Origin of the sequence: Scytonema sp. HK-05 (assembly GCF_963872035.1) — a bacterium.
GTDB lineage: Bacteria > Cyanobacteriota > Cyanobacteriia > Cyanobacteriales > Nostocaceae > Kalymmatonema.
This window is the reverse complement of record NZ_CAWMYC010000045.1, coordinates 1-11949: the sequence shown is the minus strand read 5'-3', so window position 1 is coordinate 11949 and position 11949 is coordinate 1. Positions and strand designations below refer to the sequence as shown.

Annotated in this window: 14 protein-coding genes and 2 pseudogenes; 8 read left to right on the top strand and 8 right to left on the bottom strand. The window is 43.5% G+C overall.

Annotated elements, in window-relative coordinates:
- Window positions 1–147: 147 nt before the first annotated feature.
- The 3 genes from AACT52_RS07525 (at window position 148) to psaI (ending at window position 3370) form a co-directional block, all read left to right on the top strand.
- Window positions 148–363: a hypothetical protein gene (locus AACT52_RS07525; RefSeq protein ID WP_198941124.1), complete on the top strand. Its 216-nt coding sequence runs from the start codon at window positions 148–150 to the stop codon at window positions 361–363.
- Between the two features lie 181 nt (window positions 364–544).
- The gene (locus AACT52_RS07520) at window positions 545–2911 is read left to right on the top strand and encodes a hypothetical protein (protein WP_073636474.1); all 2367 of its coding nucleotides are present in this window, start codon (window positions 545–547) and stop codon (window positions 2909–2911) included.
- A gap of 312 nt (window positions 2912–3223) precedes the next feature.
- Window positions 3224–3370: a photosystem I reaction center subunit VIII gene (gene psaI / locus AACT52_RS07515; RefSeq protein WP_198941123.1), complete on the top strand. Its 147-nt coding sequence runs from the start codon at window positions 3224–3226 to the stop codon at window positions 3368–3370.
- 169 nt (window positions 3371–3539) lie between these two features.
- Here the strand turns inward: psaI and AACT52_RS07510 are convergent, their stop codons facing one another.
- Window positions 3540–3716, bottom strand: coding sequence for a DNA-binding protein (locus AACT52_RS07510; RefSeq protein ID WP_143173014.1), 177 nt, complete (start codon window positions 3714–3716; stop codon window positions 3540–3542).
- 85 nt (window positions 3717–3801) lie between these two features.
- Here AACT52_RS07510 and AACT52_RS07505 point away from each other — a divergent pair.
- Window positions 3802–4974: pseudogene (locus AACT52_RS07505) on the top strand (RNA-guided endonuclease InsQ/TnpB family protein).
- Between the two features lie 226 nt (window positions 4975–5200).
- On the opposite strand, the pseudogene AACT52_RS07500 reads toward AACT52_RS07505, so the two are convergent.
- Window positions 5201–6026: pseudogene (locus tag AACT52_RS07500) on the bottom strand (IS982 family transposase).
- Between the two features lie 145 nt (window positions 6027–6171).
- On the opposite strand from AACT52_RS07500, the gene AACT52_RS07495 reads away from it, so the two are divergent.
- Window positions 6172–6399 carry a hypothetical protein gene (locus AACT52_RS07495; protein WP_096549369.1) on the top strand — a complete coding sequence of 76 codons (228 nt, stop codon included), beginning with the start codon at window positions 6172–6174 and terminating at the stop codon, window positions 6397–6399.
- A 751-nt stretch (window positions 6400–7150) separates the two neighbouring features.
- Here the strand turns inward: AACT52_RS07495 and AACT52_RS07490 are convergent.
- The 6 genes from AACT52_RS07490 to AACT52_RS07465 all read right to left on the bottom strand — a co-directional run bounded on the left by AACT52_RS07490 (window position 7151) and on the right by AACT52_RS07465 (window position 9423).
- Window positions 7151–7270 carry a photosystem II reaction center protein J gene (locus AACT52_RS07490; RefSeq protein ID WP_069350721.1) on the bottom strand — a complete coding sequence of 40 codons (120 nt, stop codon included), beginning with the start codon at window positions 7268–7270 and terminating at the stop codon, window positions 7151–7153.
- A gap of 74 nt (window positions 7271–7344) precedes the next feature.
- Window positions 7345–7464: a photosystem II reaction center protein L gene (locus tag AACT52_RS07485; protein ID WP_073636473.1), complete on the bottom strand. Its 120-nt coding sequence runs from the start codon at window positions 7462–7464 to the stop codon at window positions 7345–7347.
- Between the two features lie 9 nt (window positions 7465–7473).
- Window positions 7474–7611, bottom strand: a complete 138-nt coding sequence (gene psbF, locus AACT52_RS07480) for a cytochrome b559 subunit beta (protein WP_041036302.1) — start codon at window positions 7609–7611, stop codon at window positions 7474–7476.
- A gap of 9 nt (window positions 7612–7620) precedes the next feature.
- Window positions 7621–7872, bottom strand: a complete 252-nt coding sequence (gene psbE, locus AACT52_RS07475; protein WP_041036305.1) for a cytochrome b559 subunit alpha — start codon at window positions 7870–7872, stop codon at window positions 7621–7623.
- Between the two features lie 103 nt (window positions 7873–7975).
- Window positions 7976–8998 carry a photosynthesis system II assembly factor Ycf48 gene (locus tag AACT52_RS07470; protein WP_073636472.1) on the bottom strand — a complete coding sequence of 341 codons (1023 nt, stop codon included), beginning with the start codon at window positions 8996–8998 and terminating at the stop codon, window positions 7976–7978.
- 89 nt (window positions 8999–9087) lie between these two features.
- Window positions 9088–9423, bottom strand: a complete 336-nt coding sequence (locus tag AACT52_RS07465) for a rubredoxin (protein WP_073636471.1) — start codon at window positions 9421–9423, stop codon at window positions 9088–9090.
- A gap of 195 nt (window positions 9424–9618) precedes the next feature.
- Between AACT52_RS07465 and ndhC the strand changes: the two genes are divergently transcribed.
- The 3 genes from ndhC to AACT52_RS07450 are packed head-to-tail and all read left to right on the top strand — an operon-like array spanning window position 9619 to window position 11226.
- Window positions 9619–9981, top strand: coding sequence for a photosynthetic/respiratory NAD(P)H-quinone oxidoreductase subunit C (gene ndhC, locus AACT52_RS07460; RefSeq protein ID WP_073636470.1), 363 nt, complete (start codon window positions 9619–9621; stop codon window positions 9979–9981).
- Window positions 9972–10709, top strand: a complete 738-nt coding sequence (locus tag AACT52_RS07455; RefSeq protein WP_073636469.1) for an NADH dehydrogenase subunit K — start codon at window positions 9972–9974, stop codon at window positions 10707–10709. The genes ndhC and AACT52_RS07455 overlap by 10 nt, the downstream gene beginning before the upstream one ends.
- Window positions 10702–11226, top strand: a complete 525-nt coding sequence (locus AACT52_RS07450) for an NAD(P)H-quinone oxidoreductase subunit J (protein WP_073636468.1) — start codon at window positions 10702–10704, stop codon at window positions 11224–11226. Before AACT52_RS07455 ends, AACT52_RS07450 begins: the two co-directional genes overlap by 8 nt.
- Window positions 11227–11949: the final 723 nt, after the last annotated feature.

Below are 11949 nucleotides of genomic sequence, written 5' to 3'. Positions count from 1 at the left end.
AGTTAATAAAAAGCCGCCACTAAACGGCGGGGCTTTAAACCCCATTTTTCGGTAACAAGCAATCTAGACAACAATTTAGAAGCAGCAGTTAGTAGTGAGGGTTCGCTAAGCAATCTAAATGCCGGCTCTAACGCTGACTTGGGACTAATGCGTTCCTTGGCGGTAGTTAAAGAACTGCTTAAAATCCAGAAACAACAGGGTAGAATGCCAGGAGTTAAGTTTCGCGCCTATTCGGCGGCGCAGTTAATATTACCGAATGGGGAATTTGCCCCAATTCCCAACAACCAGCGTCAGCCAGATGCGACACGGCGACGCATTGAAATTCGCTTTACTCGCCTGGGTAAAGAGCGAGAAGCCAAGTAGGTAAAAGTGCGCAATTATCATAGCTTAGCCAGCAGCTTGCTACACGTAATGCTAATTTTGCCAATGTTTGAATCAAAACAACATAATCAGGTGATAAATTTTCATTCTTGCTGAGTTAAACTGGCAAGCAAGATAATTCAAACATCACGAGAGCGGCTCCACGGTTTGGGCATCACTCAAAATGGAACACTGGCAATTTCTGATACAGAAACAGGGCGATGCTCCCAAACAGAACCCCCCAAGGGGCGATGGGCAAAGCCTCGCCAAGGGCGATCGCTCTTGGCGTCCCTTGGAATCGCCAAATGTGGAAATTATAGAAGGTCGGTATAGAGTTGTCGCTTGTTCTAACCTTGCTAACGTAGATGTGGAAGTACAAATCACTCATACCTCAACGTTGGAGGTTCCACCGAAGCGGCGAATTCAGGTGCGATCGCGCCGCACAAACTCTGAAGGCTTAATACCTGTCATTCCCTATACTTACCTTAAGCCAGGAGTTTGGGAGTTACGCTGTTCTGGTAAGTTGATGTCTGATCGTGGTAAACCCTGGCAACACAGTATCCAATTGCAAGTCCTACCTAAAGTTGCTGCAAACGAGGTAGGACGAGGAAACAACGAGGAATTACCTGTCTTAACCGCTGAGTTGTCTCAAGAAGAAGCGATTATTGAGCAGCCGATCAGTCCAGTCTGGCTTAAAGGTGAGACAGCAGAACAGATTTTACAAAACTTAATAGAACTGGCTTTACCTGCTTGTGAATTGTTGCCCGAAGATGACAAAACGGTTGAGGATTCTCCAGCAAATATGCCAGCTGCACCGCTTGCTGTGAAACTTGAAGAAGAAATCTACATTGCTCGTTGGGGAGAAACTCTCACAATTAACGGGCGTGTGGAGCAAAAAGAAGCGACGCTGGATTTGAGCCAAACATCAAATTATGAAAGAGTTTACGGAGGAGAAATAAGAATAGAATTGCACTCACCCCAAGGTTCTGAAATCATTAGGCGAGTGCGGCAATCGTTACCAGAAAAGTTAATACCGTTTCCTATCAGATGTTCAATAGAGATTCCAGCTGATTGTGAATCGAAGCTGATTTTGGGAGAAATCAGTTTGTATGGCGTCCTCACAATTGGTAGTCAGGCGGTACTCTTAGCAAAGGAGTCTTTCACAATTACAGATGTTACAGAATTACTAGCAACCAGTGCTGTATTCACCAAAAGTGAACCACTAGCGACTTGTGAAGCCCAAAAACTATCGATACCTCTAGATTTAAAACTTTTCAATCTGGTAAAAACTCCAAACAAAGTGCGATCGCACCTGTTGCATCCATCTCCAAAAAAATCTCTACCACCCAAACTTAACCGGCAATCACTTCGTAAATCAGCAGCGATTTCACCTCAATTACCGAGGTTTGCTCAACACCAAAATCAGATGATCAGTCCTGGGGTTTCAGAACCTCCTTTAAAGTTGGAAAATTCAGACACGAATAGCACTGTCACTGCTGTTAGTTATGTCATCAGCAAGGGTACGGCTTTTCCCTACTTAAAACGACTAAAAACATCGCAGGATGAAATAGAAGTCATTAAGCGCTATCCGCCAGAGATGTTTGACTTTCCTGCGCCTGTTGACTCGCAGCAGCACACGACTGAAATTGATCATGAATATGCAGCGTTATCAGTTGCAGAGGATGCACAATCCCAAGACACATCGTTTGTCAAAGTAGTGACTCCCTCTAGTTCTGAATTAATTACGACAAGCAGTCCCTACATATCTCCCTTAATTAGAAAGTGGATGCATACTCAAGGGTACTCTTTGCCTGAACCCATCAATTTGCAAAACCAAGACGACTATACCTATATTGTCCCTCGCCAAGAGCAGATAAATGAGGAGCTTGACACACACACGCAGGGAAATGGCGACGCTGAGAATGCACAGGACACAAAGGTAGAAGAACAAATTGCGACACACACTCAAGAAGACAAGCAGATAAATTCTCCGTCCCTCCCTCACTCCCTCCCTCACTCCCCCCCTCATGAGGAGATGTCGTCGGCTTGGTTGGTACAGGAAATCGTTGTAGATGATACATTCAATGAAGCGGAAGCTGATACTTTCAAAAACCAACCTTCCAAGCACGAAGAAGTATCAGTATCAAATGTATTATTTTATTTGCCTTTAGAAAAAGAAATCACGGAAGCGTTACCAGTTCCGCAATTGCATTTGCCACCAGGCGAACTTGTGTGTGGAAAATCTATGAGGGTACGCGTACAGTTAGCGCAAGTGTGTCCGGAAGTGGCTGTCAAGTTATGGGTTGAGGATTGCCAAACTCGCTGGTTACTGGAAGGTCCACTTTGGTTGACAAATTTAGTACCTAACTCTTCTGGAGGATTGGAAGAAACGACTCACATCATTGTTCCTTTTGGGTGTTTGGAAATTCGCTTAGAAGCGATCGCTGTGAATACGGTTACTCAGCAGGAAAGCGACAAAGTCACTATCGAACGGGCTGTGATTCCTCCGGACTTACCGAGTTTGCAGTTAGATGAACTTTTAGATCTTTAATTTAGGGCTAGCCATCGATCCCATTAAGTGCATTCTGAGTTTTGAGTTCTGATATCATGTCCGGCTAATTAGTTATGATTTCCACGTTAACTGCACCCCACCCCGCGCCGCCCCTCCCCGCATGCGGTCCGGGGACGTGAAGCGTAGCTTTACGGGGGTGGGGTTCTTAGGGGAATGATAAGTCTTTAAGCGAACATGATATGAGTTCTAAATTCTTCTTCTAACTGTGTTAAAAATCTTTAGAATTTAAAAATTTAGGGGAAAAATTGCAGTAAGCTCTTGTTGAATTGTAGTTTGTTTCATAGGAATCTTATGTACACAGCTTCATTTATGCCTACCATTCTGATGTACGCAGCTTCATTTGTGCCTTCCATCCTTGTTCCTGTAACTGGTCTAGTTGTTCCAGCTGTGACGTTTGCGTTTATGTTGTTATACATTGAACGCGACGATATCGGCTAAACTTGTCCACCGACTTAATCATGAATGAAAAATTGACCGCCCATCTGATAAAGACGGGCGGCTTTTTTATGCTGATTTTTAACAGATTTGCGGAAGTCCCCACCCTCAACGCTTCGTAGGGTGGGCGACGGGTGGAGTAATGAGGAGAACATCCTCAACCGAATTAAACCTACGGTTTAACAGGGCGGAGGATGGTCGAGGAATTACCAATCTTAGTATCGGGGAGAGATTTAATGTAATCTTGGATGACCTCAGACATGGACACACCTAGAGTAACCGCGTAATTCTCTAGTCTTTCTTTTTCTTTGTCTGTTAGCCGCACAATAATTTTATTTGTTCTAGCCATATTTGCGAAACTTATGTTAGTCTTATTGTATATATTTAAAGACTAACATAAATGAAGTGAGAAGCAAGCAGTGGCAACGAGGCGAATGACTTTTCGGTTATACCCAAATAAGCATATAGAGCAATCTTTGCGGTATCACCGGAAGCTTCACAAAGACCTCTATAACGCTGCTGTTTATAATCGGTTTACCCAATATCAAAAGTTCAAGCATTCTGTTAGCTACAGGTCGTAACAGAATAGCTTGCCAGCGTTCAAGGAAATTTGGACAGAGTACAAAGAAATAAACTCCCAAGCTTTGCAAGCAACATTGAAACGTGTTGATTTTGCATTTGAACGTTGGTTCAAGGGATTAGGAAAGCGTCCAAAATACAAATCAATTCGCCATTATTTAGGATGGACTTATCCAGCTAAAACTGGTTATTCTGTTGAGTCTAGTGGAGAGAATGGGTATCTAAACCTGTCTAAGATTGGGCGCATCCAGATGCGTGGCAAGGCTAAGTATTGGGGTACGCCAACAACTTACACAATTGTTTACCGTAATGGTAAATGGTACGCGTCAATCACGGTTGATGTTTTAGAGCAAGCTTTGAAGCCCGAAGTCCTCCCAACTGGTGCAGTTGGTATCGACTTAGGCTGTAATTCAGCGTTATCAATTACGGATGGAGAAAATCATCAACAGATTGATGCTCCTAAGTTTTTGCGTAGCGCAGAACATCAAATCAAAAAAGCGTATAAGGAGAAAAGACGGAAGCAAGCACCAAATAGAAATAAGAAAATAAAGGCTTCTAGAAGATGGAAAAAAGCCCAAGCTAAAGTTAGTAAGTTAACTCGTAAAGTTGCTAATCAGCGCCAAAATTGGGTACATCAAATTGCAGCAGATATTGTTAGCGGTAATAGCTTCGTTGCGACTGAAAAACTAGAAGTCAAGAAGATGACAAGTATTGCTAAAAAAGGCAAACGTAAGAAGCAAAAAGCAGGTTTGAATAAATCAATATTAGATGTTGGTTTTGGGATGCTTCGCAGTACCATCAAGTACAAAATAAAGCAGATTGGTGGTGTTTTTATAGAAGTTCCAACCAAGAAAGTAAAACCTTCTCAAACTTGCCCAAAATGCGGTCATCAGTACAAGAAAACACTTGATATTAACCCAAGTTGCGGGTTATCAAATTCTGAGTGCTTCGTGACTTTTGATTCAGGCGATCGCTCACTCCAAAGTTGGAATTGTGCTATGCACAACCCCAACTTTAAAAAGCGTTAAAAATATTGAAGAAGAACACATAGGTCAGAACGCAGAACTCAGAATCAATTGGATCGGTGCAGCACCTAACCAATTGTAGACACCGTGTTAACTGTCGTTATTTAAACCCCTTTCTGGAGTCACCCAGTCGTACAGAAGTTCATTCTGACTTCTGACTCCTGAGTTCTGAGTTCTTTTTGTTAAAAATATAAGTATTGAATCGGTTTTAAGTATCAAGACTTTCTCATTAGAGAAACGCTTGTCGAAGAGTAAATGCAAAAATAAATGCTTCTATCTTCAGTAGAAACCCATTATAAGTGACTGCATGAATTGATTTAGGGAATAAACTTGTGACAGCACTAAACACAGTCTCAATATAATGCCGAGTACATTGTTTAATATACTGATTCCACGGCTCGTCTTTACGTTTAGAATTCTTTTTACGCATCACTTTGAACGCAATTTGACTCGTCTCGAAGAGTTCATCTTCCGCAGTATAATCAGTGTATGCAGAGTCAGTATAAACCTCGCTCCCCGGGGGCAGATTTAACGGTAATGCATTTAAAGCCCGCACATCAGAAGCACTACCGGGCATAAATACGAACTCGACCGGGATACCACTTTTAGTCGTTAACAACTGAACTCTAACCCCATAAAAATAGCGTTTCTTTGATGCGATGTAACCCCTGTACTCTTCTGACTTAATTAATTTCACATTGAATATACGGATGTTATCGCACATTGATACGGCAAAAGAGTCTAAAAGATATTCAGTACAATCACTACTTTCTTTCAGTATCATCCCCACTTGATGAAACAAATCATTCATCAACATTGAGATTCCGTGTAATCGTCGATTAAAATGCGACTTTTCTAACATTTTGGGAACGAGATCATGGTCTTTCATGTAATTGCAAGCTTTATTCTGATTGCCATCAAAGAACATCGCCGCAGTTATTACCGTTGTAAGAATTTCTGCATCACTCCTGCAGTCTGCGACAGTCTTCACGATGCCTAATCGCCTTTAACAAGTCGTCGATGATAGCATAGACGGTAATTATTTCGTTTAGCATATTCCCCTCGTTTTTGTTCACTCGAGGGGATTTTATTGCACAAAGCGATCGCCTGAATCTATAACTAGCAACTTGGGTTATTAGAGTCCATAAATGTACTGTTTGCAATTACATCCAAAACCGTGATATTGCTGCTGCTGAGGTTATGCTCTACTGGGCTAAAGGTAATCTACCGGGGTTAGGAACTAGCCTCGTAGACGAGGCAGCGCCTTGCGGGGGTTCCCCCCGTTGTGGCGACTGCCGTGCTGATGTCACTGGCTCTACTTCACGTACTAGCAAAAAAGCTGGAAGCATGAAGCAACTAGGACAAATGAAGCGTCAAAAACTCAATCCTACAAGGGTGAATGTAGAAACTCACCCCTCAACGAAGTAGGGCCTAGGAACTGTAACTTAATTTCTGTGTATATCTATGCAGAATTATGGCTCTGCATAGATAGACGCGGCATATTCTGCCAACCCTTGCGGGTAATGTTTGCCGAACCTAAGAGGTTCCGCAACGCTTACGTCAATGTTCAAATGGCGCTTTAGGAAGACAGCACTATAGCTATAAACCTGTTTGCTAATTCCTTAACTGCCTTCGACAGTGCTACAAACTGGCGTTCATTTGTAGGTGTCATGACCAATCGAACGTAGCCATAAATGGCTTAGACTGCACGCTCCGACTTTGTACAGATTTACCTAGTCTTACCTAGTTCTGCATAGGTTTTTCGGAGCGGTGAGTAGTTCATTCGATTCTTCAACTTGTGCTACTAGCTAAATCTCGCTTACAGCTACTAATTGCTAATTGTGTATTGCCTTGACATTCTCCTACCTCAAGGCTAGGAGATCCTTAGAACTTTTCAGTCCTAATATCCCTATTACTAGGGTTCCCAGGCTCAACACGTTTGCTCGCGCTTGAGCGTATTGATATCTCCTCAAGGTTGTTTCGGGCGTCTACTTTCCCCCAGTCCGGGGGTAGGTTTTATTTAAATGTCTTGTACTGACATGTTCAAATTGTATCATGGCAGGCTAAACTCTGCCACTAGCTTTCATCCCTAACCTAAAGGTACAGGGTTTTCAGCATTTTTTTATAAGTATGCAGGCAAATAGCAATTAGCAATTGTGTGATTCGGCTCAAACTACCATTAGATTGAAGAACCGAGTCCAGCGTAGGCTCCGTAAAAGAAAATACCTACAACGGTAATTACACCTAAACCTGCGATTGTTGCAACAATCCACAGGGGAATTCTGCCACTTCCAGACACAGTCTCTCCTCCCTTGATAAAAAATTAGCGACGAAAGTTAAAAAATAAACAGCAGTCAATAGCTGTCGTTCCAGTTAGTTAAAGAAGTAACTGGAAAACAGAATCCCCAGAACGAAAACGAGTAGCAGTCCCAGGTAAAGCGAAGTCCGGTTGAGTTCAACCGGCTGATTATTGGGATTTTGCTTTCTTTCCATGATTTTCTCCTAGCGCTGAATAAACTGCATGGAAGCGATCGCACCCAAAAAGAATATAGTTGGCACAGCTAGGGTGTGAACTGCAAGCCATCTGACCGTAAAAATTGGATACGAAACTGGTTGATTGATGTTATTGCCGCTAGTCATGATTTCAAACTACTTTGTGTTACTAAATTGCTCTACTTGTTGTTTTGCTTGATAACGGTTATTTACAATTGGCAATTCCTGCCGTGCTGGTGTGTAATACTCATCAGGGCGAGGTGTACCAAACACATCGTATGCCAACCCAGTGCTGACAAACAACCAACCCGCAATAAACAGTGCAGGAATGGTGATGCTGTGGATCACCCAGTAACGAACGCTCGTAATAATGTCCGAAAATGGACGTTCTCCAGTAGTACCCGACATTTATACCCCTACCTTGAGCAAGATTGTTATTGAGATCATTATCCTACAAAGTTAAGAAAGAGTTACACCTCGTAACTTCTTTCTCATAAATAGGAATAAATACTTATGCAGCTTTTGATTTAGAAGTAGCTGCAATATTGGGGTTATATTTCAGTAAAACACCGCGATCGCCAATCACAAATCCCTTTTCTGGGTTGAGAAAAACGATTTTGTAAAAATTAGTGGGAACTCCTTCAACATCACGGTCTTTTTCCCAAGTTTTGCCGCCATCAGAACTGTGCAGCAAATTAGCGCTACCGCCACTAACCCAAATTTCATCGGGTGTACGATAAGCCAAATCAAGTAAGCCCCAACTGGTCGAGAGTTCTGGATATTGAGTTTCCAACCACTTGTCAGGTTCAGCTGGGTTACTAAATTGTACCTGACCACCTCGTGCTAACATCCACATTTGTCCCTGTTCGGTAAATCCCATATTTTCTACTCGTCTGGAACTATTGCGGTTATGGGGTACCCAAGCATTTAGCCCTGGTTCCCAAGTCGAGTAGAAGTTACCTTTTGCAGAAACAGCAACATATTTGCCATCAGCAGAACGTTCGATGTTACGAACCACACCAACGGCTTGTTCCACCTGCGCTTTCCAGTTTTGTCCACCATCTGTGGTTCTGTATATTGCTCCCACATCCGTAGCCATCTCAGCTGTGTTTTGTGCCAATGCCACAATACTTACGGGGTTACCTGGTAGCTTTTCACTCAGGGGAATGCGTGACCAAGAACGACCTTCATCACTGCTGTGCAACAGTAGAGAAGGTTCTCCAGCTATCCACCCCTCTTGACCTGCAAAACTGACAGTGTTAAAACGGTACCTTTGGTCATCCAGTTTTAATTCTAGAGGCTGCCAAGTTCTGCCACCGTCTTTTGTTTCCAACAGAGTGGCATTGCTCCCAACTAAGAAACCATGCTGGGGGTCATTTGTAAAGGCAATATCCAGTAGTTTTGCATCTGTTGGGACGGAAATCACTTCCCAAGGATTGTAGCTGGTCGAAGGGACATTACTACAACCAACACATACAAGGATAACCACGAACAAAGCAAGTATTCGTTGGTAAATTTTCACAATTGAGCGCATCTTTATCTGTTAGTATCTGTTAGTTTTTTTGAATTTGTGTATGGGTTTGGTGTAGGTTTATTGCCCACCCTCCGCGTTAAAAGCGCGTCTTATTGTACGCCGTAGAGGCTCATAAAAAACAAGAAGGCAAGAGCCAAAGCCCCGAAAATCAGCAGGTTCTTCTGACCTGGTGTCAGGTTATTCACACCAACACCATATTTCAGATTTTCTTGGAAACCGGATGCTGTACCAGCAGGACCAATGTTTGTAAAACCATTCTTTTTGACACCGCAAACTGGGCAGCGCCAAGTAGAAGATAATTCAGCAAAGGGTATCCCTGGGGCGATGTCATGCTTGTCATCCCCCTTTTCGGGTTCATAAATGTAACCGCAGGCACGGCACTCGTAGCGGTCTAACGCGGTCGTCTCAGCAGCTTGTTCGCTCATGGCTCTTGGCGTCGGTGAGAGGCAAATCTTAAATATACGTTAAAAATTATGACATAAGTGTTAGGTTTTTCTATCTTGAGTAAAAACGAATCAAATCGTCTCCAGCTCTATTTTTCAGGATTCAAAAAAGTCAAAGAGATATAATGTAAAAGAAGGTTACAAGTTTATTAGCACCAAAAGCGGTAGAAATTCATTGTGTTTGTCCTTAGCGGTTACGAGTACCTTCTAGGCTTCTTCATCCTCTGTAGCCTAGTGCCTGCCTTGGCTCTATCAGCGTCTAAGCTCCTGCGACCGAGTGGTCGCAACCCAGAACGGCGCACTACATATGAATCCGGCATGGAACCCATCGGTGGAGCTTGGATTCAGTTCAATATCCGTTACTACATGTTTGCGCTCGTCTTCGTCATTTTTGATGTAGAGACTGTATTTTTATATCCTTGGGCGGTTGCTTTCCACCGTCTTGGGCTATTGGCATTTATTGAGGCGCTAATTTTTATTGCAATTCTTGTAATTGCCCTCGTGTACGCATGGCGTAAAGGAGCTTTGGAATGGTCTTAGATACTAATATAGAGCAGCAGCAAAAAGAACGCATCCTCAACCCGATAGAGCGTCCTACAGTAACCCAAGAATTGTCAGAAAACGTCATCCTAACCACGGTTGATGACCTCTACAACTGGGTGCGGCTTTCTAGCCTTTGGCCCATGCTGTTTGGTACCGCTTGCTGCTTTATTGAGTTTGCAGCTTTGATTGGTTCCCGATTTGACTTTGACCGTTTTGGTCTGATTCCCCGTTCTAGTCCCCGCCAAGCCGACTTAATTATCACTGCAGGCACAATCACCATGAAGATGGCACCTCAGCTCGTGCGTCTTTATGAGCAAATGCCAGAACCGAAGTACGTGATTGCTATGGGTGCTTGCACGATTACTGGCGGAATGTTCAGCGTGGATTCCCCCACAGCAGTGCGTGGAGTCGATAAGCTGATTCCAGTGGACGTTTACTTACCCGGTTGTCCGCCGCGTCCAGAAGCGATTATTGACGCGATTATTAAGCTGCGGAAGAAGATAGCAAATGATTCAATCCAAGAGCGGAGTCTGATTAAGCAAACTCACCGCTACTACAGCACAACTCACAACCTCAAGCCCGCGCAGCAAATTCACACGGGTAAGTATTTGCAGGCTGAGTCTCGTGTTACACCGCCGAAGGAATTAACGGAAGCGATCGGTCTACCAGTCCCACCTGCTCTTTTGACTCAAAAGGCACAAAAGGAGGAAACTAACCGTGGCTGAAGAATCGAAAGGGGCGCCAGCAGAACAACAGTCAATAGTCAAAGCGGGTGAAGTTTCCCAATGGTTGACAGAAAATGACTTTGCTCATGAGTCTTTAGAAGCAGATCATGAAGGTGTAGAGGTCATTAAAGTTGAGCCAGATTTTTTGCTGCCACTTTGCACTGCACTGTATGCTTATGGGTTTAATTACCTCCAGTGTCAAGCTGGCATTGATTTGGGTCCAGGACAGCAGTTGGTGAGTATGTATCACTTGATTAAACTCAGTGATAATGCTGACCGTCCCCAGGAAGTGCGTCTCAAAGTGTTCCTACCACGGGAAAATCCCAGAGTTCCCTCAGTTTACTGGATTTGGAAGGCAGCAGACTGGCAAGAACGCGAGACCTACGATATGTTCGGCATTATCTACGAAGGACACCCGGATCTGAAGCGGCTTTTGATGCCAGAAGATTGGGTAGGTTGGCCTTTGCGTAAGGATTACGTGTCGCCTGACTTCTATGAGTTGCAGGACGCTTATTAGAGCAATCAAAGCACCTCATTATCAGCCGCTCCGAAAAACCTATACAGAACTAGTCAAACTTAGACAAAGCTGTACAAAGTCGGAGCGTGCAGACTAAGCGAAAGCTACGATTTTTGAGTCATGACACCAAAAGCGTGAACGCCAGCTTGTAGACGGCAGTTGCTTTATGCCGGGAAACCCGTCCACCGCACTGCCTCCTCTGTCGAAGGTAGTTAAGTAATCAGTAAACAGGTTTATAGCTGTAGTGCTACCTTCTCAACAAGCTCTTAAATCAAAGGCGCAGGCAAACTTAACTGAGAAATCAGGTTGGCAGAATATGCCATATAAGCAGGTCTTGTTTTGCAAGACCTGTACAAAATGTCCAAAAATGTATAGATATGTCCAGTGATTAAGTTACAGTTTCCTACCCCTCTTTGTGGTTCAAAGAGCGGTAAAATTTATGAATGCAACTTGATATCAGTTGCTTATAAGTGCTTATAAGAAAGTAGGCTGAAAACCTCGTGCAAGTAGCGCCGGGGATGAAAGCCACAACGTAGACTGTCTTCCTACCGTGATGTTTTCTTTTTCAAGACTGCGAATAAGCTCTCTAAGTACATCTGTCTGTGTTTTGCCTTGCTTTTCGCAGGATTATTAAGGAATTTCTTTTTCTTTAGTGTTGACACGAAAAGTATTCAACTACCCCAGGCTGGCAAGCCCTCGCGGTGGGGATTGCTAAGACCACTT

Bases quoted from the DNA above. Each gene is read 5' to 3' on its own strand.
- AACT52_RS07525 (WP_198941124.1), top strand. From the start codon at position 148: ATGCGTTCCTTGGCGGTAGTTAAAGAACTGCTTAAAATCCAGAAACAA.
- AACT52_RS07520 (WP_073636474.1), top strand. From the start codon at position 545: ATGGAACACTGGCAATTTCTGATACAGAAACAGGGCGATGCTCCCAAA.
- psaI (WP_198941123.1), top strand. From the start codon at position 3,224: ATGTACACAGCTTCATTTATGCCTACCATTCTGATGTACGCAGCTTCA.
- AACT52_RS07510 (WP_143173014.1), bottom strand. From the start codon at position 3,716: ATGGCTAGAACAAATAAAATTATTGTGCGGCTAACAGACAAAGAAAAA.
- AACT52_RS07495 (WP_096549369.1), top strand. From the start codon at position 6,172: ATGCTCTACTGGGCTAAAGGTAATCTACCGGGGTTAGGAACTAGCCTC.
- AACT52_RS07485 (WP_073636473.1), bottom strand. From the start codon at position 7,464: ATGGAAAGAAAGCAAAATCCCAATAATCAGCCGGTTGAACTCAACCGG.
- psbF (WP_041036302.1), bottom strand. From the start codon at position 7,611: ATGACTAGCGGCAATAACATCAATCAACCAGTTTCGTATCCAATTTTT.
- psbE (WP_041036305.1), bottom strand. From the start codon at position 7,872: ATGTCGGGTACTACTGGAGAACGTCCATTTTCGGACATTATTACGAGC.
- AACT52_RS07470 (WP_073636472.1), bottom strand. From the start codon at position 8,998: ATGCGCTCAATTGTGAAAATTTACCAACGAATACTTGCTTTGTTCGTG.
- AACT52_RS07465 (WP_073636471.1), bottom strand. From the start codon at position 9,423: ATGAGCGAACAAGCTGCTGAGACGACCGCGTTAGACCGCTACGAGTGC.
- AACT52_RS07455 (WP_073636469.1), top strand. From the start codon at position 9,972: ATGGTCTTAGATACTAATATAGAGCAGCAGCAAAAAGAACGCATCCTC.